The following is a 24,628-nucleotide window of genomic DNA, read 5'->3' on the forward strand; positions in this document are numbered from 1 at the left end:
GCGCCCCGCCGGGAGTGGAAGCGTTCCCAGTGATCCGGGGCCGGGTGCTACGGTCGCCCGGGAACTGATCGCCGGGCACGGAGGGTGGAGCGGTGAGCGGAACGGACGGCGGACGGCGGGCGTACCTGGGGTCCTACACCTCGGCGGGGGGACGCGGCATCACCACGGCCGCCGTCGACCCGGACACCGGAGCACTGACCGTACTGGGGCACACCGACGCGGTGGCCGACCCCTCGTACCTCGCGCTCGGACCGGGCGCGGGCATGCTCTACGCGGTCAGCGAGACCGAGGACGGCCGTGCCGCCGCGCTCTCCCTGGCCGATCCCGACCGGCCGGTCCCGGCCGGCCCGGCGGTGTCCGTCGGCGGGGCGGGTCCCACCCATCTGACCTGCGCCGCCGGACAGCTGATCACCGCCAACTACACCTCCGGAAGCGTCAGCTGCCTGCCGCTGCGGCCCGACGGCGCTCTCGGGGCACAGCCCGCCGTACTGCCGCACGAGGGCTCCGGCCCGGTGCGCGAGAGGCAGGAGGGGCCGCACGCCCACGCGGTGGTGGCCGACGCCTCCTGGCGCTGGCTGCTGGCGGTCGACCTCGGTGCCGACGCGGTGTGGGTCTACCGGCTCGACCACGCCGGGGCCGCTCCGCGCCACCACGCCCGGACGCCGCTGCGGCCCGGCAGCGGACCGCGGCACCTGGCCTTCCACCCGCGCGGCGACCGGGCCTATGTGATCAACGAGCTGGACTCCACCGTGACCTGCTGCCGCTGGGACCGGGAGACCGGCACCCTGGAGCCGGCCGGGACGGTCGGCACCCTGCCGGCGGACGCCGGTGGTGCCGGAGACACCGGGGGAGGGGCGAAGGAGAACTACCCCTCGGAGCTGGTGATCTCCGCCGACGGCCGCTGGGCCTGGGCCGCCAACCGCGGACACGACAGCATCGCCGTACTGGCCCTGGACCCGGACGGCGAGGGCATGGAACCGGTCACGACCGTCCCGTGCGGCGGGCACTGGCCGCGCGACCTCGCCCTCGACCCGGCCGGACGCAGGCTCTACGCCGCCAACGAGCGCTCGGGCGACGTGACCTGGTTCGACCTCGACCCGGACACCGGTGTGCCGCACCGGGCGGGCTCGGTCGGGGTGCCCGCCGCCACCTGCGTCGTCTTCGGCTGACGGGCCGGCCGGAGCCCCGGGCCCACCGGGGCCGGCGCGGGCCCGGCGGGCGGGGGCGCGGACCCGGTCAGTGGGCCGGCGCCCCCTGCTGCGGGCGCTGGGCGATACCCAGCTTCGCGGCGTAGGTGGAGGCGACCAGCCTGCCCACCGCGGTGTAGGAGCCCAGCGGCTCCGCGGCGGGGCAGTCCGCCTCCTTCGACGCGGACTCCAGCAGACCCTCGGGAATCTCGGGGCCGATCAGGCAGGGCGCCAGCGCCAGCTGCTGGGCGCCGGCCTCGCGCAGCTGCGCGGCGGCACGGGTGACGGAGCCGTCCTCGTCCAGACCGGCGGCCAGCACCGGCACCGCCAGCCGGGCGGCCAGCAGCATGCCGGTGATCCCGGCCGCCTGCACCGCCTCCTCGCCGCCCATGGCGGCCAGGATGATGCCGTCCGCGGCGGTCGCCACGGTGAACAGCCGGGCGCGGTCGGCCCGGGCCAGTCCGGCCTCCGACAGCCGTACGTGGACGCCCTCGGCGAGCAGCGGGTGCGGGCCGAGTACATCGGTCAGCTCGGCACCGGAGCCGCCGGCGAGCACGGCCTGGCGTATGCGGCGCATCTGCGCGCTGTCCGGACCGGCGAGCAGGGGGACGACCACGGCGGGCGGAGCGTCCTGGAGCCGGGGCCGCGGGGGTTGTTCGGCGCTCTCCTGAGGCGTGTCCTCCCCGCCGTCCGTCGCCGCCGCGACGGCGGAGGCACGGGCGGAGTGCTCGGCGGCCGCCTGCGCCAGCACGCTCCGCAGCGCGGGGAACTCCTCGTCGTCGCCGTCCGCATAACCGATCCGGGCGTCGAGCCCGGGCAGCTCGGAGCGGGCTATGCTCACGACCTCCTCGGCGAGACCGCGGACGGTGCCGGAGGGCACCCCGGGAACGGCCAGTACCAGCACGGGCGCACCCTCGGGCGCGACGACGGGCTCCGGCCGGCGGTGCCGTCCGGGCTGGCGGGGACGCGGCATTCGTACGGGCAGGCCATTCGCGGGCCCAGTGGGGGTGCTCATGGCGCCGCATGCTAATGCCTTGCGGGGTCCGGCTGTTCGGGCGGGGCGCGGCATTTCCGCTCTGTCCGCTTTCCTCCCGCGAGTCGTGGTCACGGACCGGGGTGTACCGGTCACATTGCTCACTCGGTGTGCACTACACCGAGAAGCTCCGGATCGGTGGGCAGCCGCAGTGAGCCCCGGGACAGCCGGCCGGCGACGAGCAGCGCCCCGGCCAGTGGTCCGCCCGCCGCGGGCACGGTCCGGGCCCGCGGCAGCCGGGCGGCCAGCTCCCGGCGGAGCGGGGCGAGGAGCGGCTCACCGAGCCGCAGCAGCCCGCCGGTCAGGGCGACGCGGCCGCCGTCCGCCGTGTCGTCCGCGGAGTCGCCGGCCGCCCCGGCCGCCGGGCAGACGGCGGCGGCGCTCATGGCGATCTCGGCGGCGGCCCCGTCCATCACGCGTGCCGCGACCGGGTCCTTCCCGGCGAGCCGGGCCACCTCGGGCGCGAACGACGCCAGTACGGCCGGACGGTCGGTGCGCGGGTACAGCTTCCCCGGCAGCGCGGTCACCGGGCCGAAGACGGCCTCGGCGCGGGCGAGCAGGGCGGCCGAGCCGCCCGGCCGCCCGTCGTGGGCGCGCAGCGCGGCCTCCAGGCCGGCCCGGCCGATCCAGGCCCCGCCGCCGCAGTCGCCCAGCAACTGGCCCCAGCCGTCGGCCCGCCGCCAGGTGCGCAGGTCGGTGCCGATGGCGACCATCCCGGTGCCCGCGGCGACCACCGCGCCGGGCCGTTCGCCCAGCGCCCCGGCGTACGCGGTCACGGCGTCGGCGGCCAGTGCCGTGCACCGGGTGCCGAACTCCGCCGCGAACGCCTTCGGCAGTACGGCCCGCAGCCCGCCGCCGAGCGTCGCCATGCCCGCCGCCCCCACGCACACGGTGTCGATCACCGCCCCGGTCCCGCCGTTCCGTCCCGCGGCGGCCGCCAGCAGCCTCCGGGCCCGGGGCAGCACCAACTCCAGCAGATGGTGCGGGTCGATGCCCGTGGATCCGGTGCGCACCGGCTCGTCCACCGTGTCGGTGCCCACCGGCACCGGCGCCGTGCCGCCGTCGCCGTCGCCGTCCCCGCCGGCGGTGCCCTCACCGGCCCGGGCCAGGGCGAGGCGCAGCCCGGAGCCGCCCGAGTCGACCCCCAGGAGCCACCTGGTCACGGCAGGCGCCAGTCCACCGGTTCCGCGCCCTGCCGGGCCAGCAGTTCGTTGGCCCGGCTGAACGGCCGTGAACCGAAGAACCCGCGGTCCGCCGACATGGGGGAGGGATGCGCCGACTCCACCGCCGGGAACGGGCCCAGCAGCGGGCGCAGGTTCCGGGCGTCCCGCCCCCACAGGACCGCCACCAGCGGCTTGCCGCGCTCCACCAGGGCCCGGATCGCCTGTTCGGTGACCTCCTCCCAGCCCTTGCCCCGGTGTGCGGCGGGCCTGCGCGGCGCGGTGGTCAGCGCCCTGTTGAGCAGCAGCACCCCCTGCCTCGTCCACGGGGTGAGGTCCCCGTTGGAGGGGCGGGGCAGCCCGAGGTCGCTCTGCAGCTCCCGGAAGATGTTCTCCAGGCTGCCGGGCAGCGGGCGCACCTCGGGGGCCACCGCGAAACTCAGGCCGATGGCGTGCCCCGGGGTGGGGTAGGGGTCCTGGCCCACGATGAGGACCCGGACGTCGTCGAAGGGCTGCTGGAAGGCCCGCAGCACGTTCGGTCCGGCCGGCAGGTAGGTGCGCCCCGCGGCGATCTCCGCGCGCAGGAAGTCGCCCATCGCGGCGATGCGCCCGGCCACGGGCTCCAGCGCCCCGGCCCAGCCCGCTTCCACGATCTCGTTCAGGGGTCGTGCTGTTCGTGCTGCCACGGGCGGTCACTCTACTGGCTCGGCGCGCCGTCCACCGCCCGATCCGCCGATCATCCGACGGGCCGTCAGCCCGGCCCCCGCCGGTCCTGTCCGGTCAACCCAGGACCGCCGCCCGTACGCACAGCACGTCGGGCAGCTGGGCGGCCAGCCGCCGCCAGCTGTCGCCCTCGTCGGCACTGGCGAACACCTCGCCGTTGCGGTTGCCGAAGTAGACACCCACCGGGTCGGCGTCGTCCGTGCACAGGGCGTCCCGCAGCACCGGCCCGTGGTGGTCCGTCCCGGGCAGTCCGGCGGAGAGGGGCTGCCAGCTCGCGCCCGCGTCCTCGGTGCGGTACACCCGGCAGCGCCGCCCGGCCGGCACCCGGTCGCTGTCGGCGTTGAGCGGGAACAGGTACGCCACCCCGCCGCGCCGGGGGTGCGCGGCGACGGGGAAGCCGAAGGTGGAGGGCAGCCCGTCGGCGACCGGGGACCAGGTGGCGCCCGCGTCGTCGCTGCGGTACACCCCCCAGTGGTTCTGCAGGTACAGCCGGTCCGGATCGGCCGCGTCCCGGGCGATCTTGTGCACGCACTGCCCGAACTCCGGGAACGGGTCCGGCAGGAACACCGCCTCCACCCCGGTGTTGGACGGTGCCCAGCTCGCACCGCCGTCCCCGGAGCGGTAGACGCCGCCGGCGGAGACGGCCACCGTGAGCGAGCCCTCGTCGCGCGGATCGGTCAGGATCGTGTGCAGCCCCAGCCCGCCGCCGCCCGGCTGCCACTTCTCCCGGGTGGGGTGCTCCCACAGCCCGCGGACCAGTTCGAAGGTCTCCCCGCCGTCCTCCGAGCGGAACAGCGCCCCCGGCTCCGTCCCCGCGTACACCACACCGGGCGCGCCGTCCCCGGCGGTCCGGAGCTGCCAGACGCGCTCCAGCGAGGCGCCGGTGTCCGAGCCGAACCGGATCGCGGGCCGCTTCGGCTCGTGCCAGGTGGCCCCCAGGTCGTCGGAGTGGAGGACCGACGGCCCCCAGTGGGCGCTGTCGGCCCCGGCCAGCAGCCGGGGCGTCGGCCCCCGGGCGTCGATCGCGACGGAGTAGACCGCCTGCGCGGTGAAGAGCGGATCGCCGAACTCCCAGTCGCCACCGCGCCGACGGGCCAGGAACAGCCCCTTGCGCGTGCCCACCGCGAGCAGTACGTCGGTCATGCCAGTACCTCCGGGACGCCGTTGCCTGTCGGGGCGTCAGTCTGCACCCCGGCACTGACAACGGCCGGTGGCGAGCGGGCCCCGGAGGCGCTCCGGTCCCCGCGGGGGGCCGGAGCGGGAGGTCAGAGCGCCCAGGCGTACTGGTCCGGCAGCCGGGCCGGCGCGGTGCCCAGCGTCCGCGCCGCGCGGTGCGGCCAGTACGGGTCGCGCAGCAGCTCCCGGCCCAGCAGCACCGCGTCCGCCTCGCCGTTCGCGACGATCTTGTCGGCCTGCTCCGGCTCGGTGACCAGGCCGACCGCCGCCACCGGCAGTCCGGTCTCCGCCCGCACCCGTGCGGCGAAGGGCACCTGGTAGCCTGGCCCGACCGGGATCCGCGCCCCGGGCGCGACGCCGCCGGTGGAGACGTCCAGCAGGTCCACGCCGTGCTCCCGCAGCAGGGCGGCGAGCCGTACGGTCTCGTCGGCGTTCCAGCCGTCCGCCAGCCAGTCGGTGGCCGAGACGCGGAAGAACAGCGGCAGTTCCCCGGGCCACACCTCGCGGACGGCGGCCACCACCCGCAGCGGGAAGCGGACGCGGTTCTCGAAGCTCCCGCCGTAGGCGTCGGTGCGCCGGTTGGCGAGCGGGGAGAGGAACTCGTGCAGCAGGTAGCCGTGCGCGCCATGGACCTCGGCCACCTGGAAGCCGGCGGCCAGCGCCCGGCGCGCGGCGTCGGCGAACTGCCCCACCACCTCCTCCAGCCGCTCCTCCGACAGCTCCCGGGGGACCGGGTGCCCCTCGGCGAAGGGCACCCCGCTCGGCGCGAGAGGGCGCCAGCCGCCCTGACCGGCGCCCAGCGGCGCGCCGCCGCGCCAGGGGGCGTCGGTGGACGCCTTGCGCCCGGCGTGGGCGAGCTGGATGCCCGCCGTGGTGCCCCGCTCCTTCAGGAAGCCGGTGATCCGCCGCAGTGCCGCCGCCTGCCGGTCGTTCCAGATGCCCAGGTCGCCGGGGGTGATGCGGCCCTCGGGGGAGACGGCGGTGGCCTCCACCAGGACCAGCCCCGCCCCGCCGACCGCCCGGGCCGCGTAGTGGGCGAAGTGCCAGTCGCCGGCCGTGCCCGCCTCCGGACCGGTGGGCTCGGCGCAGTACTGGCACATCGGGGACATCCAGACGCGGTTGGGCACGGTCAGTGACCGCAGGCTGAAGGGCTCGAAGAGAGCGCTCACGGCAGACTCCTCAGGGGTCGGTGGTCTCGGTCTGTCGGCGCTCATACGATAGACGTCGTAGTACGGCAGATGTCAAACTACGAGAGTTCTCGTACTATGGAGCCGTGACGCCCCGCTCCCCGAACCCGCCCGCCGCCCGGGAACTGGACCATCCGGCCCTCGGCGAGATCCGGCTGGAGGGCGTTCTGCACGCCCTCTCCGACCCCGTACGCCTCCAGATCGTCCGCACCCTGGCGGCGACGGAGGAGGAACTGGCCTGCTCGGTCTTCGAGGTACCGGTCAGCAAGTCCACGACCACCCACCACTTCCGGGTGCTGCGCGAGAGCGGGGTGATCCGCCAGTGCTACCGGGGCACCGCGAAGGTGAGCGCCCTGCGCCGCGGTGATCTGGACCTGCTCTTCCCGGGCCTGCTGGAGAGCGTGCTCACCGCGGCTCACCGGCAGGCGGCCCGGACGGGCGGGTGAGCCGGGCGCGGAGGCTCCGGCCCCGCCGGGGCCGGTGAGCGGGCGCGGGAACGTCGCCCTGCGTGGCCCGGGGGCCGTACGGAAGCCCGGTCTTCCGGACGGATCGGCGCCGTGCGGGGCGCCGGAAGGCCGCTCCTCCCCCGTGGAGCGGACCGGTCGGCTGTCGGCGGCGTCCGGCTGATGACGAACGGCCGCCGGAGGGGTGCGGAGGGACTCGGCGGAAGGCGAGCCGGCCGGGGCGGAACCCCCGCCCCGGCGTCAGAGCTCCCGCAGCAGCGCGCGCATCCGGCCGATCTCGGCGCTCTGCTGGACGGCCACCTCGCCGGCCATCTCCTCGACCTGGGTCTCCCGGCCCTCGGTCACGGCGTCCTTCGCCATCGTCACGGCGCCCTCGTGGTGGGCGATCATCAGTTTCAGGAACAGCCGGTCGAAGTCCTCGCCGCGAGCCGTCCGCAAGCGCGCCAGCTGTGCCTCGGTGGCCATGCCCGGCATCGGCTCGCCGCCGTGCTCGCCGTGGCCGTCGTGGGTGCCGCCGTCCTCCGCGCGGCCGTGGCGCTTGAGCCAGGCACGCATCACCGAGATCTCCGGCCGCTGGGCCGCGTCGATCCGCTCGGCGAGCCGGCGCACCCCGCCGGAACGGGCGTGCTCACCGGCCAGTTCGGTCATCACCAGCGCCTGCCCGTGGTGCTCGATCATCCTGGAGACATACGAGAAGTCCGCCGCGTTGGGTTCGGCCCGGCTGCGTTCGCCCGCCTTCCCGGCCTCCTCGGCGGAGAGCGTCTCGGCGGCCTCTCCCGGCTTCCCGGGAGCGATCACGGAAGGCCTCCCGCCGGGTGCCGCTCTTCCGGAGTCCCCGGATTCCCCGGAGCCGTCACAGCCGGCCAGCCCCGTCAGGACGGCCAGGACGACCAGGACGGCCGGAAGCGCACGGCCGGAGCTCCGGGGCATGTGACGGTCGGTCACCGTTCCTCCTGCGACACGTGATACGCCGGTCCCCCCGATCCTGGCACGGACGGACGCGTCCCGGCCCGCCGTTTCGGCAACATGTTCGTTTTCCCCTGTCGGTACGGACCTGGGAAGAGTCATACTGCCCGGGTCCGCGACCGTTCAACTCGGAGCGGGGGAACGCGGATCGAGAGGGAACTGAGACGGAGGAGCGCAGTGACGTCGTTGACGGGACACAGCACACGGCGCAGACGCCTCGGAGCGACAGCGGCCGCACTCGGCCTGCTGGCCACACTCCTCGCCGCCGGACCGGCGGCGGCCATCCCCGACCCCGGTGAACCGCCGGCGAAGTCGGGGAAGGCGTCGGAACAGGACCGGACGGCGGCCGGGACCGCCGCCCGGAGCGGGGAGACGCCCGCCGTGGACGAGATCGTCCACAGCCGGAACATCTCCCATCTGGCCAACCTGCCCAAGGGGGACCTGAAGAGCTTCAACACCGACCTGGCCTTCCAGGGCCGCTACGCCTTCGCGGGCAACTACGACGGCTTCACCGTCTACGACATCAGCCGCCCGAAGTCGCCGAGGATCGTGAGCCAGGTCCTCTGCCCCGGCTCGCAGAACGACATATCCGTCTCCGGCGACCTGCTCTTCCTCTCCACCGACTCCTCACGCAGCGACGACTCCTGCAGCAGCACCCCGCAGCCGGCCACGGAGAAGAGCTCCTGGGAGGGCATCAAGGTCTTCGACATCAGCGACAAGCGGAGCCCGCGGTACGTCGCCTCCGTCGAGACCGCCTGCGGCTCGCACACCCACACGCTGATGCCCGGGCGCGGGAACGTCTACGTCTACGTCTCGTCCTACTTCCCGGACGAGACCTTCCCCGACTGCAAGCCGCCGCACGACGGCATCTCCGTCGTCAAGGTGCCGCGCAGGGCACCGGAGAAGGCGTCCGTGGTCGACTTCCCCGTCCTGTTCCCGGACGGCGGAAACCCGGGCCCGCCCGAGAACCCCGGCGCCATGGTGCCGACCACGGGCTGCCACGACATCACCGTCTTCCCGAAGCTGAGGATCGCCGCGGGCGCCTGCATGGGCGACGGCATCCTGATGGACGTCTCCGATCCCGCCGCGCCCCGGGTCATCGACCGGGTCCAGGACAACGAGAACTTCGCGTTCTGGCACTCGGCGACCTTCAGTGAGAACGGCGGGAAGGTCGTCTTCACCGACGAGCTCGGCGGTGGCGCCGGTGCCACCTGCAACGCCGAGGTGGGCGACAAGCGCGGTGCCAACGGCATCTACCACATCACCGGCCGGGGCGACCAGCGCGAGCTGGTCTTCAAGAGCTACTTCAAGATCCCCCGGCACCAGGCCGACACCGAGAACTGCGTCGCCCACAACGGCTCGCTGATCCCGGTCAGGGGCCGCGACATCATGGTCCAGGCCTGGTACCAGGGCGGAGTGTCCGTCTGGGAGTTCACCGACTCCACCCGGCCGAGGGAGATCGGCTACTTCGAGAGGGGCCCGCTGGCCGACTCCGAGGCCATCGGCGGCTCCTGGTCGGCGTACTACTACAACGGCCACATCTACTCGAACGACATCCAGAAGGGCTTCGACGTCCTGAAGATCCGGGACCGGCGCACCGCCGGTGCCGAGCGCGTCCGGCTGGGAGAGCTCAACGCCCAGACCCAGCCCGACTACCGCTGACGCACCACCGCGGCACGCTACCGCCGGCCGGCCGGCGGTAGCGTGCCGTTCCCGCCGGGTGCCCCGGGCTCCGGGACGTCCGGCGGGAACCCCAGTTCCCAGTCCAGTCCGTACCGCCCGAACAGCTCGGCGCGCAGCCGGGCCGACGGCATCGGCGCCCCGGGCAGCAGTATGGCCACGACGGCGCCCATGAGCAGCGCGCGCAGCATCGGGTAGTCGGTGTCCGGATCGCGTGAACCGTAGCGGACGACGACCTCGCGCAGCAGCGCGGCCAGCCGCTGCTGTTCCTCGCACCGGACGAACCCCTCCTGCTGCAGGATCCCCGCCATGTGCGTGCGCATCAGGGTCGGCCGGTCGCGGGCGAGACCGAGGACGGCGTCGACCGCGCGGGCCAGCAGCTCCCGCCCGGCGTCCGGGCCCGCCGGGCGCGGATCCCGCTCCAGCGCCTCGGCCAGGGTGCGGTGCATCAGCCGGTGCACGGCCGACTGCAACAGCTGCCGCTTGCCCGGGAAGTAGTAGGACACCAGCCCGCGCGCCGACCCCGCGCGGTCGGCGATGTCTCCCAGCGTGGTCGCCTCGTAACCCCGCTCGTCGACGAGCTCCACCGTCGCCTGCAGCAGCTTCTCCCGGGAACGCCTGCGCATCTCCTCATTGACCGATGCGCTGCGAGGGGACATCCTGAGAACTCCTGGGTTGACTGGCTGTCGGCCAATATACTCAGTGACCCCCGGGCGGGCGGCGAGTCGGCCCCGCCCGGGCGAACACCGGTCTCGGGCGACGCGGGGGATCGCCCGAGACCGGCCCTTCTCCCGTCCGGCCCGCCCGCTCAGTCCAGGAGTTCCAGCACCGGCCGCAGCCCGTCGGGCCGCCGGTCGTGGGGCAGGTGCTCGACCAGGTGCACCGCGCAGCCGAGCGCGGCGGCTCCGGCGTCCGCGTGCCGGTCGTCACCCACCATCAGGGCCCGGCCGGGAGGCACCCCCAGGGCACCGCAGGCCAGCCGGAAGATCTCCGGCTCCGGCTTCCGCACCCCGTGCTCGAAGGAGAGCACATAGGCGTCCACCAGGGAGTCCAGACCGTGGGCCCGGAACACCGGGCGCAGATCCCAGCCGATGTTGCTGACCACCGCCACCGGCACCCCGCGTTCCCTCAGCGCGCCCAGCACTCCGGCGGTGTCGGGGTAGGGGTGCCAGGCCTCGGGCCGCATGTGGCGCTCGTAGAGTGCCTCGTACAACTCCGGCCGGGGCAGCGGCACCCGCCGGGCCAGCGCGGTGTAGGCGGCGCGGTGGTGCCGGGCGCTGCGGTCGCGCTCTCGCCACAGCTCCCGAAGCCCGGGCGGCACCGTACGGGGGGCGTCGCCGCCCGGCAGCGCGCCGGCTTCCTCCAGGGCGGCCGCCAGGACGGCCCGCTCGCCGTCGGGCAGGACGGTTCCCGTCTCGTCGAGGGCGGCGCGCAGCCAGTCCTCGGCCGGCTCCACGCGCAGCAGGGTCCCGGAGAAATCGAAGAGCACACCCATGACAGCCATGGGGAGATCATCGCGGCCGGGACTCCCGGGGCCAAGCGCGCCGGGCGGCGCGGGCCCGCCACAGGGCGGCCGAGGCCGCGGCCACGGCGATGCCCAGCAGCCAGCCGGTGACGACGTCGGTGGGCCAGTGCACCCCCAGGTAGACCCGGGTGAAGCCCACGCCCACCACGGTGACCGCGCAGCCCCACAGCACGGCCCGGCGCACTCCGGGCCGGGCTCCGCGCAGCCGTACCAGCCACAGCAGCAGCGCGCAGGTGAGCGCCGCCGTCATGGCGTGCCCGGAGGGCAGCGCCGCGAACTGGGCGGAGTCCACCGGCTGTTCCCACCGGGGCCGGTCGCGGTCGAAGAGCGCCTTCAGGGCCTGCTGGAGAAGGGTGCCGGCGAGTCCGGTGCCCGCGACCCAGACCGCCAGCCGGACCGCCCCGCACAGCAGCAGCCACAGGCACACCGCGACCAGCAGGGCCCGCATGGTCCAGGTGTCCCAGACCCAGTCGGACAGCAGGCGGTTGAGCCGCGTCCAGCCGGGTTCGGCGAGTGCCGTGCGGTGCAGCTCGGAGGCGACGTGGGCGTCGAACGCCAGCAGCGGGTCCCACCCCGCCACCACGAGAAGCGCGAGCACGGCGGACACCGCGGTGCACGCCAGGGCGGTGGAGCGGGGGGAGGGGGAGCGGGGGGAGGCCATGGTTCCGATCGTCGCCGAGAGGGGGCTTCCGGACCGCCCGGTGCGCCGCGCGGGTGGTCACCCGTTTACCCTCCGGAGCCTGTGCTAACCCAGGGCCCGCAGTCCGGGGACGAAGGCCACCACCAGCGGGACCAGCGGCACCAGGGAGGCCAGCGCGGTCAGCCGCACCCGCCGCAGCACCGGCAGCCGCGGCGCGGCCGCCAGCAGCCGGTCGACACGCTGCGGCACCTGGGCGTGGTGCGGGGCGTACGGGCCGAAGGCCCCGCGCTCCTCGTTCAGCCCGACCAGTGCCAGTGCCACGGTCAGCCGGCCGCAGCGCCGCGAGGCCATGTCGTCGGCCGCCAGTTCCACCAGCCGGTGCACCTGGTCCCGGAACGCGCGGAAGACCGGCACCCGGGAGAAGCCGGCCGCGAGCGCGGCCGAGCAGTTCAACAGCCAGTCGTGCCGGGCCCGCAGGTGCCCCTGCTCATGGGCGAGGACCGCGTCCAGCTGCCGCCCCCCGAGCCGCCGCAGAGCCGCGGTGGTGACCACCAGACGAGGTGTGCTCCCCGGCAGCCACCAGGCGTCCGGGCGCTCGCCCTCCAGCACCACCAGCCGTTCCCCGGCATCGGGCTCCTCACCCGGCAGCACCGGGGCGCGGGCGAGGAGTTCGGCCCGCCGCCTGCGGCGCGCGGTGCGCGCGGCACGGATCTCCCGGGCGAGCATCGCGGCGCTCCACAGGCCGCCGCAGGCGAGCACCACCGCCACCACCGCGGGCCAGGACTCGCCGAACATGCTCAGCCCGTACGCCTCGACGACCCGGCTGGGCGCGGGGGCGAAGACATGCCCGCGCACCGCCTGCCAGGCCGCCGCCGCGGACAGGGACATGGCGAGCACACAGCACAGGAGCACGGCGACCACCACACACTGCCACGCCCACAGGGCCAGCACCGGCTCGCGGTCGGGCCAGGAGGCGCGGGCCAGTACGCGCGGCGCCGTCGCCGCGAGCAGTGCGCCCAGGACGAGCAGGGCGAGCGCGACCATCATGACGACAGCCTATGAGCTCGCGGCTACGGTACGTCCGGCCGGAGACGGGAAGTGACGCACACCTCACGGGCGGATCACGGGGCGAGCAGCATGATGAACATCCCGATGCCCATCGCCACCCGGCAGGCGGCCGCCACCTCCGGCAGCCGCAGCAGCGCGGCCCCGGTGCCCCTGGTGCCGGCCGCACCGCCGTACGGGCCGCCGCCGCCCGGTCCGTGACCCGGGAGCAGCCGGGCGCCCGTGCGCAGCACGTACCCCGCGAAGTAGGCCAGCAGCACCCAGCCGGCCACCGGTGCCCAGGCCGGATGAGGACCGTGCCCCCCGTGCTGCCCGGCCGGCGCGGAGGCCAGGGGGAGCACCATGTGGACCATGGCCAGCGCACCGGCGGCATGGTGCAGATGGTGGGCCGGAGCGTGCCGGACCAGCAGCAGTTCCCGCCCCGCCACGGTGCCGAAGAACACCGCGAGGGCCGCCGGCGGCAGCGGTGCCGGGGCGGGCAGCACCATCACCGCCATGCCGAAGCCCATCAGCGCCTCACCCGCGGCCGTCCGCCGCTGCCCGGGCCCGCCGTCGCGCATCCGCAGCAGGCAGTACGCGCCCACCGCGGCGCACAGCGCCGCCAGCGGCCAGCCGACCGGTTCCGGACCGTGCACCGCGCACCTCCCCCGACCGCCCCGGCCCCCTCCGGCCGGTTCCCGCCGGGAGGATGCCCGGTGCCGTGCCCCGGCACGGGAGCGCGAGGGGGCACCCGGGGAGCGTGCCCGGGGCACGCCGCGGGCGGTGAGGGGCGGGGCGCGGCGGTCCGGGACCGGTTCAGATCCCGGGCCGGTAGCGCAGTGGATGGTCCTCGGGGATCTCGACGAGCACGATCCGCACCCCGTCCGGATCGCTGATCCACATCTCCACCAGCCCCCACGGCTCCCGCCGGGGCTCCCGGAGCACCGTCGCCCCGCGGGAGCGGAGCTCCTCGTGGGCCGCGTCGATGTCGGCGACCTGGAGCCACAGGCACAGCCCGGGAGCGGGCGGCTGAGCGGAGCGCCCGGAGACCTCCAGGAAGCCGCCGCCGAGGAAGTAGACGGTCCCGCGCTCCGGCCCGGTGCCGAACTCCCGGTGGACGGCCAGTCCCAGGGTGCCGCCGTAGAAGGCGCGCGAGCGGTCGGGGTCGGTGGGACGCAGCAGCGTCCGGCTGCTCAGTACGTGCACCATGGTGCGGAGCCTAGTGCCGCTGCCGGCGGGATTCGCCCCCGGCGCGGCGCCCTCCGGCCCCGGCCGGGGGGACGGACCCGCACGGACCGTGCGCGGGGCGCGTCCGCCGGGCAGCGGCCGCGGGGCGGCCCGAGGGCGCTCGTCCGGGTCCGCCCGTACCGCGGCGGGGCCCCGGCCCCGGCCGTTCCCGTGGCCGGCGAGTGCTTTCGGCAGGGGCCGGCACCGGATCCCGCTCCCCGGCGGACCGCCGGGGCCGGGCGGCGGCCGGGCCGGTTAGGCTCCTGCCCATGCGCTCCCCGGATGCCCCGAACGCCCCGTACGCCCCGGACACCACCCCGCCGCCCCCGGACTTCCGCACCGCCGTCCGGGCCGACGTCCCCGCGCTGGTGGCCCTGGTGGAGTCGGCCTACCGGGGAGAGGCCAGCCGGGCGGGCTGGACCACCGAGGCCGATCTGCTGGACGGACAGCGCACCGACCCCGAGGGTGTCGCCGGGCTCGTCGCGGCCCCCGGCAGCCGGATCCTGCTGGCGGAGCGGGACGGCGGGCTCCTCGCCTGCTGCCATCTGGAGCGCCGCACGGACGGGGCGGGGCGGACCGTGGCGTACTTCGGGATGTTCGCCGTACGGCCCGAGCTCCAGGGCGCGGGACTGGGCCGGACCGTCCTGGCCGAGGCCGAGCGGCTGGCACGGACCGGGTGGGGGGCCCGGGAGATGCAGATGACCGTGATCACCGCGCGGGAGGACCTGATCGCCTGGTACGAGCGCCGCGGCTACTCCCGCACCGGGGAGCGCAGCCCCTTCCCGTACGGTGACGAGCGCTTCGGCATCCCGCGGCGGCCCGGCCTGGAGTTCGAGCTGCTGGTCAAACCCCTTCGCTGACGGCTTTCCGCGCGGTGGCGGGCAGATCGGTGACCACCCCGTCCAGCCCCAGCTCGCGGGCCCGGGCCAGTTCCGCGTCGGTGTTGACCGTCCAGGAGATCACCTCGACGCCGGCCGCGTGACAGCGCTCGACGACATCGGCCGCCAGCCACCGGAACTCGCAGGAGACCATCTCCGCGCCCAGCTCCCGGGCGCGCTCGGGAGCGGTGGGGGTGGACCTGCCGGTGACCAGCGCGACGGGGAGGTCCGGCAGCAGCCCGCGGATCTCGCGCAGGGCGTCGTCGTGGAACGAGATCACCCGGACGCGCTCGTGCAGCCCGTGCCGCTCGATGGCCCCGGCGAGCACCCGGGCCGCGGCGCGGTCCTTGATCTCGGCCTGGAGCGGGGCGGAGACCGCGTCCACGACCTCCTCGAAGACCGGGATCCGCTCGCCCAGGCCCGCGTCCAGGGCGCGCAGTTCGGCCAGCGTCATCCCGGCCACGGGGCCGGTGCCGTCGGTGGTGCGGTCCACCTCCGCGTCGTGCATCACCACCAGCGCGCCGTCCCGGCTCAGATGGAGGTCCAGTTCGATGACGTCCAGGCCCTCGCGCTCGGCCCGGACGAAGGAGCGCAGGGTGTTCTCCGGTTCGACACCCATCACCCCGCGGTGCCCGACGGTGAGCAGTGGCACGGCGTGTTACTCGCTTTCCTGCGGTGCCCGCGGCGGCGCCGCGGGCGGGTACGGACGGCAGTGTGGACGACGGGCGTGAACGGCGGGGGGACGGCGGGTGAGCGCCGCCAGGGTAGCCCTCCGGACCGGAGCCGCCGGCGCGGGCTCCGGCGAGACGCTCTTCCGTAACGACGGCGGTGGGCGGCGGTTACGGCAGCCCCGGCAAATACGGGCATCTCTTCTGTTTCGAAGCCCCAGGGCAGGAAAACCATCGGCCTTGGGGGCAGACCGCGGAAGGATTTGCTTCCCGTCGAGTTGATTGAAGAGATCTTCGTGACTACGGTGCTGGGGCAAGAGTTTCTCCAGTGAAGGGGGTAGTGATGACGGAAATCCTTTCGCCTGCGGTGGCGACGGATGAGGCCCGGGCCGCCGACGGCCCGTTCGCCGAGCGTGTTGTGGACCACCCCGCGTGGACGGTGCTCAAGGAGGCCGTCGAGGCCATCCGCCCTGCCCAGCGCAAGGACGGCTCCATCGACTTCGGCGCCGGGGGAGTCCCCCCGCGCGCCGAGATCGAGCACCTGCTGGAGAAGGTCGTGGCGGCCGTCGAGGAGCTCGCCCCGCTGCTGCCGCACGACGCGGCGTACCACCGGGCGCTGGTGGCCGACCTGCGCCGCTGGGCCGCCGGCGGCTTCGGCGTACCCGACTTCCTGGACTCCCTGCTCGCCTTCCGGCCCGCCGCCCACCGCGTCGACGGCCGGCAGCATCTGGTCGTCTTCCCCATGTACACGCAGAACGGCAACCCGGACCGCAACCTGGAGGCCGTCGTCCTGCGCGTGGTCTGGCCGGACTGGCTGGCCGAGCTGGAGCGCACCCGCTACGACAACCCGCTCTTCCTCGGCATCACCTTCGAGGACTTCACCAGCGGCTACGACACCCACTCCGCCGTCCTCTTCCCCGAGACCGTCGCGGTGCGCGAGGCGCCGGAGCGGTTCAGCTGGGGCGGCATCTTCTGCGACCGCGAGGCGGCCCGCTTCCGCCGGGTGGTCGAGGCCGCCTGCGAGGTCACCGAGCTGGAGCTGCCCGAGGACGCCCGCGGCCTGCTGACCGACCAGCGCCGTGCCCAGCAGACCTTCGTGCTGTGGGACATGATCCACGACCGTACCCACAGCCACGGCGACCTGCCCTTCGACCCGTTCATGATCAAGCAGCGCCAGCCCTTCTGGATGTACGGCATCGAGGAACTGCGCTGCGACCTGACCGCCTTCCATGAGGCCGGGAAACTGGCCGCGGACGGTTTCCCGCAGGGCCGTGACGTGCAGTACGCCGTGCTGCTGGAGCGCCTGTTCCGCTTCCCCGTCACCGGCGAGCGCAACCGCAACTACGACGGGCTGGGCGGCCAGCTGCTGTTCGCCTACCTCCACAAGCACGACGCGCTGCGCTGGCGGGACAACCGGCTCGCCGTCGACTGGGAGCGGGCCCGCGAGGTGACCGCGCGGCTGCGCGAGGAGATCGAGACCCTCTACCGGGAGGGCATCGACCGCCCGAAGCTGGTCCACTGGTTCAAGGCGTACGAACTGGTGTCGGCCTACCTGGCCCCGCACCCCGGCTCGACCTGGGCCAAGGGCCCCGACGCCCTGGACCTGAGCCTCCCGCCGCGCAAACTGGTGGACGAGGTGCTCCCGGACGAGTTCCCGCTGAGCATGTTCTACGAGGCGCTCGCCAGGAAGCTGCGGAAGGTGATCGCCTCGACGAAGGGCATCACCGCCGAGCCCGCCCTCCCGGCGGCGGCGTGAGCCCCGCGAACGGGGGAACTCCGGGGCCACCGGACCGCGGGCCGGGAGAGCCGGGCCGGGAACACACCGGGGAGCACGACCGCACGACCGGAAGCACAGAGGGGCGAGCACCATGACCACCATCTCCGGCAACGGCAACGGCAACGGCAACGGCGGTCCGCTGGAGGGCGCCGTCGTGGCCGTGGCCGGCGCGGCGGGACCGGCCGGCCAGGCCGCGCTGCTGCGGCTGGCCGAACGGGGGGCCACGGTCGTGGCCGCCGACTACGACGCCGAGCGGCTGGCCGCCGCCGTGGACCGGGCCCGCTTCGCGCACGGCGGCGCCACCGTCACCGGCGACATCATCGACCTGCTGGACCTGGGCGCCACCCGGGAGTGGGCCACCCGGACCGAGCAGGAGTACGGCCGGATCGACGGTCTGGTGCACCTGGTGGGCGGCTGGCGCGGCTCGGCGGCCTTCGCCGAGACCGACCTGTCCCACTGGGAGCTGCTGGAGAAGCTGCTGGTGCGGACCGTGCAGCACACCTCCCTGGCCTTCGAGGGGGCCCTGCGCCGCAGCGGCAGGGGCCGCTACGTGCTGGTCAGCGCCGCCGGCGCCACCTGGCCCACCGCGGGCAACGCCGCCTACGCGGCGGCCAAGTCCGCGGCCGAGGCGTGGACCCTGGCCCTGGCCGACTCCTTCCGCAAGGCGGGCGGGGCGGGCGAGGGGGCGGCCGCGGGGCCGCCCGCCGCGGCTGCCATCCTGGTGGTCAAGGCGCTGGTGGACGATGTGATGCGAGCCGAGCGCCCGAACGCGAAGTTCGCGGGCTTCACCGACGTCCGGGAGCTGGCCGAGGCCATCACCGGACTGTGGGACGAGCCCGCCGAGGAAGTGAACGGACACCGCCTGTGGCTGACCCCGCAACCGTAGCGAACCGCCCGACCGAGGCTCCGGCGAGGAGGCCGGGGGAGGCCCCGGCGACGGACGCCCGCCGCCGCCACGACCCGGAGACGCGCGGCTTCGCCAGCGACAACTACGCCGGCGCGCACCCGGAGGTCCTGGCGGCGCTCGCCCTCGCCAACGGCGGCCACCAGACCGCCTACGGCGGCGACGAGTACACCGTCCACCTCCAGGAGGTCTTCCGCGCCCACTTCGGACCCGCCGCGGAGGTCTTCCCGGTCTTCAACGGCACCGGCGCCAACGTGGTGGCCCTCCAGGCGCTCACCGACCGCCGGGGCGCGGTGGTCTGCGCCGACAGCGCCCACATCAACGTGGACGAGTGCGGCGCGCCCGAGCGTGTGGGCGGGCTGAAGCTGCTCGCCGTGCCCGCCGAGCACGGCAAGCTCACCCCCGCCCTGGTCGAACGGGAGGCGTACGGCTTCGACGACGAGCACCGCGCTACGCCCCAGGTCGTCTCGATCACCCAGAACACCGAGCTGGGCACCGTCTACACCCCCGAGGAGATCCGGGCGATCTGCGAGACCGCCCACGAGCGCGGCATGACCGTCCACCTCGACGGCGCCCGCATCGCCAACGCCGCCGCCGCGCTGGACGTCCCCCTGCGGGCGTTCACCACGGACGCGGGCGTGGACGTGCTCTCCTTCGGCGGCACCAAGAACGGCATGCTCTTCGGCGAGGCCGTCGTCGTGCTGAACCCCGGCGCGGTGCGGGCCATGAAGCACCTGCGCAAGCTGTCGATGCAGCTCGCCTCCAAGATGCGCTTCGTCTCGGTGCAGTTCGAGGCGCTGCTCGCCGGCGACCTGTGGCTGCGCGGCGCCGCCCACGCCAACGCCATGGCGCGGCGGCTGGCCGAGGGGGTGCGCACCGTCGAGGGCGTGGAGATCCTCCACCCCGTGCAGGCCAACGCCGTCTTCGCCCGGCTCCCGCGCGAGGCGGGCGAGCGGCTGCGCAAGCGCCACCGCTTCTACTTCTGGGACGAGGCGGCCGGGGACGTGCGCTGGATGTGCGCCTTCGACACCACCGAGGAGGACGTGGACGCCTTCGTCGCCGCCCTGCGGGAGGAAATGGGGAGGTGACCCGGCCCGGGCCCGGCCAGTGTGCCGGGCCGTGGAGCTGATCCAGCACGAACCCGGGCTGTCGGCCTACCTCGCCGCCGACGAGGCCGTCGACCACCGGCATCCGCCGGTCGCGGAGACGGCCGCGCGGCTGCGGTCCTCGGCCGGTGCCGACCCCGAGTCCTGTGCCCGGGCCGCCTACGAGTTCGTGCGCGACACCGTCCCGCACTCCTACGACAGCGGCGACCGGCGGGTGGCCCGGCGCGCCTCGGAGGTGCTGGCCACCCGCAACGGCATCTGCTACGCCAAGTCGCACGCACTGGCCGCGCTGCTGCGCCACGCGGGGATCCCGGCCGCCCTGTGCTACCAGAAGCTGGACGTCGTGCACGGGCCTGGTCGCGGTGAAGCTGCCCGGCCGCCCCTGGGCCCGCCGGGACCCGAGGGGCAACAAGCCCGGTGTGGAGGCGCTCCCCCGAGGGCGAACGCCTCGCGTACACCCCGGATCCGGCGGCGGGGCGGTACGACATCCCCGTCCTGTACGCCGCTCCGCCCGCGCCCGTCCTGGACGCGCTGCGGCGGTCGGCCGACCGGACGGAGCTGGACCGGCTGCTGCCGGTGTCCCTGTGACGGCCGGCGGGCGCGGGGGTTGCCGGGCCTGCGGGTCGTCCGGTTTACCGGGCCTCGGCCGGGGCCGGGGCCGTACCGCCCAGATGGGCGGGGACCCACCAGGTGTCGTCCGGCCCCTGGGGCCGCACCGGGTACGCCCGCTGAGCCGCCTCCAGCAGTTCCTGCACCCGGTCGCGCAGCCGCTCGGTGAGCTGGGCCACCGACTCGCCCGCCGCGGCCCGCAACGGCTCGCCGACCCGGATGGTGATCGGGAAGTGGTTGCGGCCGAAGTCCCGCCTGCGGCCCTTGGTCCACAGCCGCTGGGTGCCCCACAGGGCGACCGGCAGCAGCGGGACCCCCGCCTCCTGCGCCATCCGGGCCGCACCCGTCTTGAACCGCTTGAGGGTGAAGGACTCCGAGATCGTCGCCTCGGGGAAGACCCCGACGATCTCGCCGGAGCGCAGTGCCTCCACCGCGTGGCGGTAGGCGTGCTCGCCCTGGGCGCGGTCCACCGGGATGTGCTTCATGGCCCGCATCAGCGGACCGGAGACCTTGTGCCGGAAGACCGACTCCTTCGCCATGAAGCGCACCAGCCGCTTGGCGGGCCGGGCGGTCAGCCCGGCGAAGACGAAGTCGAGGTAGCCGATGTGGTTGCTGGCCAGCACGGCGCCGCCGCGCCGCGGGATGTGCTCGGTGCCCTCGATGTCGAAGCGCAGGTCGAGGGACTTGAACAGGGTGCGGGCCGCACCGATGACGGGTGGGTAGACCAGTTCTGCCATGCGGGGAGGACCCTTCTGTGAGCTGCCTGGGGAGGGTTCTCCCGGCTGGTCTACCCGAACCTACGTGTGCGTAACTTCTCTGCCCAGTGCCGGGCGCGGCGGGCCGGAGAGATCTTCGTCACGTCGTCGGGGCGGTCCGGCCGTCGGGCCGGTAGGAGCCTGCGGGTGCGGGTGCGGGTGCGGGTGCGGGTGCGGGTGCGGGTGGGGTCGGGGCCGGTCCAGACCGACCGCCCTTCCCCGTCCCCTCCCGGCCGTCGCCGGGCGCGCCACCGCTGTGCCCAGTGGCTCTCAGGCCCGGTTCGCTCGTGCGCTGGGGGCGGCCGGCGGGATCCGGGAATCACGGGGGTGGTGGCGGGCGCTGCGGAAGGCGGTGCCGGGATGCTGTGTGGACGGGAGGACGGCGATGCGGGGACGGGACGTGGGGGAGCGGCTGAGCGCCGGGGAGATCGGTGCGGAACGGCTGGGTGAGCGGGCCACCCTGGTCCAGTTCTCCAGTGCCTTCTGCCGGCCCTGCCAGGCCACCCGGCGTGTTCTGGCGGAGGTCTCCGGCATGGTGGAGGGCGTCGCCCATGTCGAGGTCGACGCCGAGTCCCGGCTGGACCTGGTGCGCGCGCTGGGGATCACGAGCACTCCCACCGTTCTGGTGCTGGACGCGCGGGGGAGGGTGGTGCGGCGGGCGGCCGGTCTGCCGCGCAAGGCCGATGTCATCGCCGCGCTCGGTGCGGTGGTGTGAGCCGTTGGGAAGGTCACAGTTCACCGGCCCGGGAGGCGGGTAGGGGAAGAATGTACTGACGAGTAATATCCTGGACGGAGAGCCGGCCCCACCGGACCGGAATCCGCCCGACCAGGCGCCTATGCTGCCTGTGAGGACGAGGCTGCCAGTAATCGACGCAAGTAGGAGAGCCGGCGTGAGCTTGAGGATCGTTGTCTGTGTGAAGTACGTGCCCGACGCCACCGGCGACCGGCGTTTCGCCGACGACCTGACCGTCGACCGCGAGGACGTGGACGGCCTGCTGTCGGAGCTCGACGAGTACGCCGTCGAGCAGGCGCTCCAGATCGCCGAAGGCCGTCGGGAGGACGGGGACGACGCCGAGGTCACCGTGCTGACGGTGGGCCCGGAGGACGCCCGGGACGCGCTGCGCAAGGCGCTGTCGATGGGAGCGGACAAGGCCGTCCACGTCGAGGACGACGACCTGCACGGCACCGATGTCATCGGCACCTCCCTGGTGCTGGCCAAGGCGGTCGAGAAGACCGGCTACGACCTGGTCGTCTGCGGCATGGCCTCCACCGACGGCACCATGGGCGTGCTGCCCGCCCTGCTGTCCGAGCGTCTGGGCGTGCCGCAGGTGACGCTGCTGTCCGAGGTCTCCGTGACCGACGGCAAGGTCACCGGCCGCCGTGACGGCGACGCCGCGACCGAGCAGCTGGAGGCGTCCCTCCCGGCCGTGGTCTCGGTGACCGACCAGTCCGGCGAGGCGCGCTACCCCTCCTTCAAGGGGATCATGGCCGCGAAGAAGAAGCCGGTCCAGTCGCTGGACCTGGACGATTTGGACATCGACGCGGACGAGGTCGGTCTCGAAGGCTCCTGGACGAGGGTCGAGGACGCGACGGAGCGCCCGGCCCGTACCGCGGGCACGATCGTCACCGACGAGGGCGACGGCGCCAAGCAGCTCGCCGAGTTCCTCGCGGGCCAGAAGTTCATCTGACCCGGCACTCCTCAACCGCCCTCGCAAACTCCCGCAGGAGCACTCCCATGGCTGAAGTCCTTGTCTACGTCGACCACACGGACGGCGCCGTCCGCAAGCCCACCCTCGAACTGCTGACCCTGGCCCGCCGCCTCGGCGACCCGGTCGCCGTGCACCTGGGCGGCGGTGCCGACACCGCCGCCCCGACGCTGGCCGAGTACGGCGCGGTGAAGGTGCTCGCCGCCGACGCGCCGGAGTTCGCCGACTACCTCGTCGTGCCGAAGGTGGACGCGCTCCGGGCCGCGGTCGAGGCCGTCTCCCCGGCCGCCGTCCTGCTGCCCTCCTCCACGGAGGGCAAGGAGATCGCGGCCCGCCTGGCGCTGCGCATCGGCTCGGGCATCATCACCGACGCCGTCGACCTGGAGGCCGGCGACTCCGGTCCGGTGGCGACCCAGTCGGTCTTCGCCGCCTCCTTCACCACCCGGTCCCGGGTCAGCAAGGGCGTCCCGGTCATCACCGTCAAGCCCAACTCGGCCGCCCCCGAGACCGCCCCGGCCGCGGGCGAGGTGGAGCAGCTCGCCGTGACCTTCGGCGAGGCCGCCACCGGCACCCGGGTCGTCTCCCGCACCCCGCGCGAGTCCACCGGCCGCCCCGAGCTCACCGAGGCCGCGATCGTGGTCTCCGGCGGCCGCGGCGTCAACGGCGCCGAGAACTTCTCGGTCATCGAGGACCTGGCCGACGCGCTCGGCGCGGCCGTCGGTGCCTCGCGCGCCGCGGTGGACGCCGGCTGGTACCCGCACACCCACCAGGTCGGCCAGACCGGCAAGACCGTCTCGCCGCAGCTGTACGTCGCGGCGGGCATCTCCGGCGCCATCCAGCACCGGGCCGGCATGCAGACCTCGAAGACCATCGTGGCCGTCAACAAGGACTCCGAGGCCCCGATCTTCGACCTGGTCGACTACGGCGTCGTCGGCGACCTGTTCCAGGTCGTTCCGCAGCTGACCGAGGAGGTCAAGGCCCGCAAGGGCTGACCGGCACCACGCGGCGGGGCCGCGCGACCGGGGAGGGCCGCGCGGCCCCGCCGCGTGCGGTCGCCGTCCTTCCGGGGCGAGCCCGGTGGCTGCCGGGCGCCTGCGGCCGGGGAGACCGGTCCGGCCCGGTGGGGTGTGCGCCGACCGCCGGTCGGGACGCCTGCCGCGCCGACGCGGATCCCGCGGGGCGCGGGTGCGTAGGGAACGCGGGGATCAGGAGTGTGGCGGGACCTCCCCCGAGCCGCGCGGGATCAGCCGGGTGGGCAGTGTCACGCGCCGTGGCGGGTCGGCGGCGCCGTCCAGCCGCCGGAAGAGCAGTTCGGCGGCTCTCCGGCCCAGCAGGGCGGGCTCCTGGGCGATGACGGTGACCGGCGGGGTCAGCAGGTCGGCCAGCTCGAAGTCGTCGAAGCCCACCAGCGCGACGCGCCGGGAGAGCCCGGCCAGCACCCGTACCACGGTGACGGTCACCCGGTTGTTGCCCGTCAGCAGCGCGGTGACCGGCTCCGCGGGCCCGTCCCCGGCCAGCATGCGCTCGGTGTCGGCCCGTACCCGTGCCGGGTCGGTCGGGCCGAGCGCGACCCAGGACTCGTCCACCGGCAGTCCGGCCGCGGCCATCGCGGCGCGGTAGCCGCGCAGCCGCTCGGCGGCGGTGTGGATGTGCGGCAGGTCGCCGACGAAGCCGATCCTGCGGTGGCCGTGGGCGATGAGATGGGCGACGCCCGCGCGGGCTCCGGCGAAGCTCTCGGAGAGCACCGCGTCGGCCTCGATGCGCGCGGCCGGACGGTCCACGAAGACCGTGGCGACCCCGGCGGCGATCTCCGGCTCCAGGTAGCGGTGGTCGTCGCCGGCGGGGATGACGACCAGGCCGTCCACGCGCCGGGCGCACAGGGCGAGCACCAGTTCCCGCTCGCGGTCGCCGTCCTCGGCGCTGGACCCGTTGATCAGCAGCGCGCCGTGGTCCCGGGCGACCTCCTCGACGGCTCGGCTGAGCGGGGCGTAGAAGGGGTCGGCGAGATCCTCCAGGACCAGACCGATGCTCGCGGTGCGGCCCTTGCGCAGGATGCGGGCGCTGTCGTTGCGGCGGAACCCCAGCGCGGTGATGGCCTCCTGCACCCGGCGCTCGGTGTCGGGGGTGACTCCCGGCTCGCCGTTGACGACCCGGGAGACGGTCTTGAGCCCGACCCCGGCGCGCGCCGCCACGTCCTTCATCGTGGGCCGCAG

25 protein-coding genes and 1 pseudogene are annotated in these 24,628 nt (G+C 74.7%); 11 read left to right on the plus strand and 15 right to left on the minus strand.

The annotated features are described in order from the left end of the window. Positions 1 to 92: 92 nt before the first annotated feature. Positions 93 to 1,169 carry a lactonase family protein gene (locus V1L54_RS15250; RefSeq protein ID WP_330118527.1) on the plus strand — a complete coding sequence of 359 codons (1,077 nt, stop codon included), beginning with the start codon at positions 93 to 95 and terminating at the stop codon, positions 1,167 to 1,169. A 67-nt stretch (positions 1,170 to 1,236) separates the two neighbouring features. Here V1L54_RS15250 and V1L54_RS15255 read toward each other — a convergent pair whose 3' ends face one another. From V1L54_RS15255 to V1L54_RS15275, 5 genes are all read right to left on the minus strand, one after another. Further along, complete coding sequence (locus V1L54_RS15255) at positions 1,237 to 2,202, minus strand: sirohydrochlorin chelatase family protein (RefSeq protein WP_330118528.1); 966 nt, start codon at positions 2,200 to 2,202, stop codon at positions 1,237 to 1,239. A gap of 119 nt (positions 2,203 to 2,321) precedes the next feature. Further along, positions 2,322 to 3,383, minus strand: coding sequence for an N-acetylglucosamine kinase (locus V1L54_RS15260; RefSeq protein ID WP_330118529.1), 1,062 nt, complete (start codon positions 3,381 to 3,383; stop codon positions 2,322 to 2,324). Next, the gene (locus V1L54_RS15265; RefSeq protein ID WP_330118530.1) at positions 3,380 to 4,066 is read right to left on the minus strand and encodes a uracil-DNA glycosylase; all 687 of its coding nucleotides are present in this window, start codon (positions 4,064 to 4,066) and stop codon (positions 3,380 to 3,382) included. The genes V1L54_RS15260 and V1L54_RS15265 overlap by 4 nt, the downstream gene beginning before the upstream one ends. A gap of 94 nt (positions 4,067 to 4,160) precedes the next feature. Next, positions 4,161 to 5,246 (minus strand): WD40/YVTN/BNR-like repeat-containing protein, encoded by a 1,086-nt coding sequence (locus tag V1L54_RS15270; RefSeq protein WP_330118531.1) that lies wholly within the window; start codon positions 5,244 to 5,246, stop codon positions 4,161 to 4,163. Positions 5,247 to 5,368: 122 nt separating this feature from the next. Beyond that, a complete protein-coding gene (locus V1L54_RS15275; protein WP_330118532.1) occupies positions 5,369 to 6,448 on the minus strand; it encodes an NADH:flavin oxidoreductase/NADH oxidase in 1,080 nt (359 codons plus the stop codon). A gap of 104 nt (positions 6,449 to 6,552) precedes the next feature. Between V1L54_RS15275 and V1L54_RS15280 the strand changes: the two genes are divergently transcribed. Continuing rightward, positions 6,553 to 6,912: an ArsR/SmtB family transcription factor gene (locus V1L54_RS15280; RefSeq protein ID WP_330118533.1), complete on the plus strand. Its 360-nt coding sequence runs from the start codon at positions 6,553 to 6,555 to the stop codon at positions 6,910 to 6,912. Between the two features lie 258 nt (positions 6,913 to 7,170). On the opposite strand, the gene V1L54_RS15285 is transcribed toward V1L54_RS15280, so the two are convergent. Further along, entirely contained in the window at positions 7,171 to 7,728 is a 558-nt protein-coding gene (locus V1L54_RS15285; RefSeq protein WP_330118534.1) for a DUF305 domain-containing protein, read from the minus strand. 345 nt (positions 7,729 to 8,073) lie between these two features. Between V1L54_RS15285 and V1L54_RS15290 the strand changes: the two genes are divergently transcribed. Continuing rightward, entirely contained in the window at positions 8,074 to 9,558 is a 1,485-nt protein-coding gene (locus V1L54_RS15290) for an LVIVD repeat-containing protein (protein WP_330118535.1), read from the plus strand. Between the two features lie 17 nt (positions 9,559 to 9,575). On the opposite strand, the gene V1L54_RS15295 is transcribed toward V1L54_RS15290, so the two are convergent. From V1L54_RS15295 to V1L54_RS15320, 6 genes are all read right to left on the minus strand, one after another. Next, positions 9,576 to 10,235 (minus strand): TetR/AcrR family transcriptional regulator, encoded by a 660-nt coding sequence (locus tag V1L54_RS15295; protein WP_330118536.1) that lies wholly within the window; start codon positions 10,233 to 10,235, stop codon positions 9,576 to 9,578. A gap of 149 nt (positions 10,236 to 10,384) precedes the next feature. Next, entirely contained in the window at positions 10,385 to 11,080 is a 696-nt protein-coding gene (locus V1L54_RS15300) for an HAD family hydrolase (RefSeq protein ID WP_330118537.1), read from the minus strand. 7 nt (positions 11,081 to 11,087) lie between these two features. Further along, positions 11,088 to 11,762 carry a phosphatase PAP2 family protein gene (locus V1L54_RS15305; RefSeq protein WP_330118538.1) on the minus strand — a complete coding sequence of 225 codons (675 nt, stop codon included), beginning with the start codon at positions 11,760 to 11,762 and terminating at the stop codon, positions 11,088 to 11,090. Positions 11,763 to 11,846: 84 nt separating this feature from the next. Next, positions 11,847 to 12,788, minus strand: coding sequence for a M56 family metallopeptidase (locus V1L54_RS15310; protein WP_330118539.1), 942 nt, complete (start codon positions 12,786 to 12,788; stop codon positions 11,847 to 11,849). A gap of 74 nt (positions 12,789 to 12,862) precedes the next feature. Further along, complete coding sequence (locus tag V1L54_RS15315) at positions 12,863 to 13,441, minus strand: DUF5134 domain-containing protein (RefSeq protein ID WP_330118540.1); 579 nt, start codon at positions 13,439 to 13,441, stop codon at positions 12,863 to 12,865. A gap of 160 nt (positions 13,442 to 13,601) precedes the next feature. Further along, positions 13,602 to 13,994 carry a VOC family protein gene (locus V1L54_RS15320; RefSeq protein ID WP_330118541.1) on the minus strand — a complete coding sequence of 131 codons (393 nt, stop codon included), beginning with the start codon at positions 13,992 to 13,994 and terminating at the stop codon, positions 13,602 to 13,604. 287 nt (positions 13,995 to 14,281) lie between these two features. Between V1L54_RS15320 and V1L54_RS15325 the strand changes: the two genes are divergently transcribed. Further along, the gene (locus V1L54_RS15325) at positions 14,282 to 14,872 is read left to right on the plus strand and encodes a GNAT family N-acetyltransferase (protein ID WP_330118542.1); all 591 of its coding nucleotides are present in this window, start codon (positions 14,282 to 14,284) and stop codon (positions 14,870 to 14,872) included. Here V1L54_RS15325 and V1L54_RS15330 read toward each other — a convergent pair. Next, the gene (locus V1L54_RS15330; protein WP_330118543.1) at positions 14,856 to 15,542 is read right to left on the minus strand and encodes a glycerophosphodiester phosphodiesterase; all 687 of its coding nucleotides are present in this window, start codon (positions 15,540 to 15,542) and stop codon (positions 14,856 to 14,858) included. The genes V1L54_RS15325 and V1L54_RS15330 overlap by 17 nt on opposite strands. A 359-nt stretch (positions 15,543 to 15,901) precedes the next feature. On the opposite strand from V1L54_RS15330, the gene V1L54_RS15335 reads away from it, so the two are divergent. The 4 genes and pseudogenes from V1L54_RS15335 to V1L54_RS15350 all read left to right on the plus strand — a co-directional run bounded on the left by V1L54_RS15335 (position 15,902) and on the right by V1L54_RS15350 (position 19,933). Further along, a complete protein-coding gene (locus tag V1L54_RS15335; protein ID WP_330118544.1) occupies positions 15,902 to 17,314 on the plus strand; it encodes a DUF6421 family protein in 1,413 nt (470 codons plus the stop codon). Between the two features lie 112 nt (positions 17,315 to 17,426). Next, positions 17,427 to 18,221: an SDR family NAD(P)-dependent oxidoreductase gene (locus tag V1L54_RS15340; RefSeq protein ID WP_330118545.1), complete on the plus strand. Its 795-nt coding sequence runs from the start codon at positions 17,427 to 17,429 to the stop codon at positions 18,219 to 18,221. Then, a complete protein-coding gene (locus tag V1L54_RS15345; RefSeq protein ID WP_330118546.1) occupies positions 18,200 to 19,327 on the plus strand; it encodes a threonine aldolase family protein in 1,128 nt (375 codons plus the stop codon). Before V1L54_RS15340 ends, V1L54_RS15345 begins: the two co-directional genes overlap by 22 nt. Before the next feature lie 31 nt (positions 19,328 to 19,358). Beyond that, a pseudogene (locus tag V1L54_RS15350) lies at positions 19,359 to 19,933 on the plus strand (transglutaminase-like domain-containing protein). A gap of 44 nt (positions 19,934 to 19,977) precedes the next feature. Here the strand turns inward: V1L54_RS15350 and V1L54_RS15355 are convergent. Then, positions 19,978 to 20,691: a lysophospholipid acyltransferase family protein gene (locus V1L54_RS15355; protein WP_330118547.1), complete on the minus strand. Its 714-nt coding sequence runs from the start codon at positions 20,689 to 20,691 to the stop codon at positions 19,978 to 19,980. Between the two features lie 403 nt (positions 20,692 to 21,094). On the opposite strand from V1L54_RS15355, the gene V1L54_RS15360 reads away from it, so the two are divergent. The 3 genes from V1L54_RS15360 to V1L54_RS15370 all read left to right on the plus strand — a co-directional run bounded on the left by V1L54_RS15360 (position 21,095) and on the right by V1L54_RS15370 (position 23,407). Beyond that, positions 21,095 to 21,424, plus strand: coding sequence for a TlpA family protein disulfide reductase (locus tag V1L54_RS15360; protein WP_330118548.1), 330 nt, complete (start codon positions 21,095 to 21,097; stop codon positions 21,422 to 21,424). A gap of 175 nt (positions 21,425 to 21,599) precedes the next feature. After that, complete coding sequence (locus V1L54_RS15365; RefSeq protein WP_330118549.1) at positions 21,600 to 22,397, plus strand: electron transfer flavoprotein subunit beta/FixA family protein; 798 nt, start codon at positions 21,600 to 21,602, stop codon at positions 22,395 to 22,397. A 47-nt stretch (positions 22,398 to 22,444) separates the two neighbouring features. Next, on the plus strand, positions 22,445 to 23,407 hold the full coding sequence (locus V1L54_RS15370) for an electron transfer flavoprotein subunit alpha/FixB family protein (RefSeq protein WP_330118550.1): 963 nt from the start codon (positions 22,445 to 22,447) through the stop codon (positions 23,405 to 23,407). A 213-nt stretch (positions 23,408 to 23,620) separates the two neighbouring features. Here V1L54_RS15370 and V1L54_RS15375 read toward each other — a convergent pair whose 3' ends face one another. After that, positions 23,621 to 24,616, minus strand: coding sequence for a LacI family DNA-binding transcriptional regulator (locus V1L54_RS15375; RefSeq protein ID WP_330118634.1), 996 nt, complete (start codon positions 24,614 to 24,616; stop codon positions 23,621 to 23,623). Positions 24,617 to 24,628 lie beyond the last annotated feature (12 nt).

Origin of the sequence: Streptomyces rubellus (genome assembly GCF_036323805.1) — a bacterium.
In the GTDB taxonomy this organism is placed as follows: Bacteria; Actinomycetota; Actinomycetes; order Streptomycetales; family Streptomycetaceae; genus Streptomyces.

Coding starts and splice junctions, on each gene's coding strand:
- V1L54_RS15255 (WP_330118528.1), bottom strand. CDS start 2,202: ATGAGCACCCCCACTGGGCCCGCGAATGGCCTGCCCGTACGAATGCCG.
- V1L54_RS15270 (WP_330118531.1), bottom strand. CDS start 5,246: ATGACCGACGTACTGCTCGCGGTGGGCACGCGCAAGGGGCTGTTCCTG.
- V1L54_RS15295 (WP_330118536.1), bottom strand. CDS start 10,235: ATGTCCCCTCGCAGCGCATCGGTCAATGAGGAGATGCGCAGGCGTTCC.
- V1L54_RS15300 (WP_330118537.1), bottom strand. CDS start 11,080: ATGGCTGTCATGGGTGTGCTCTTCGATTTCTCCGGGACCCTGCTGCGC.
- V1L54_RS15305 (WP_330118538.1), bottom strand. CDS start 11,762: ATGGCCTCCCCCCGCTCCCCCTCCCCCCGCTCCACCGCCCTGGCGTGC.
- V1L54_RS15310 (WP_330118539.1), bottom strand. CDS start 12,788: ATGATGGTCGCGCTCGCCCTGCTCGTCCTGGGCGCACTGCTCGCGGCG.
- V1L54_RS15320 (WP_330118541.1), bottom strand. CDS start 13,994: ATGGTGCACGTACTGAGCAGCCGGACGCTGCTGCGTCCCACCGACCCC.
- V1L54_RS15325 (WP_330118542.1), top strand. CDS start 14,282: ATGCGCTCCCCGGATGCCCCGAACGCCCCGTACGCCCCGGACACCACC.
- V1L54_RS15335 (WP_330118544.1), top strand. CDS start 15,902: ATGACGGAAATCCTTTCGCCTGCGGTGGCGACGGATGAGGCCCGGGCC.
- V1L54_RS15340 (WP_330118545.1), top strand. CDS start 17,427: ATGACCACCATCTCCGGCAACGGCAACGGCAACGGCAACGGCGGTCCG.
- V1L54_RS15355 (WP_330118547.1), bottom strand. CDS start 20,691: ATGGCAGAACTGGTCTACCCACCCGTCATCGGTGCGGCCCGCACCCTG.
- V1L54_RS15360 (WP_330118548.1), top strand. CDS start 21,095: ATGCGGGGACGGGACGTGGGGGAGCGGCTGAGCGCCGGGGAGATCGGT.
- V1L54_RS15370 (WP_330118550.1), top strand. CDS start 22,445: ATGGCTGAAGTCCTTGTCTACGTCGACCACACGGACGGCGCCGTCCGC.
- V1L54_RS15375 (WP_330118634.1), bottom strand. CDS start 24,616: ATGAAGGACGTGGCGGCGCGCGCCGGGGTCGGGCTCAAGACCGTCTCC.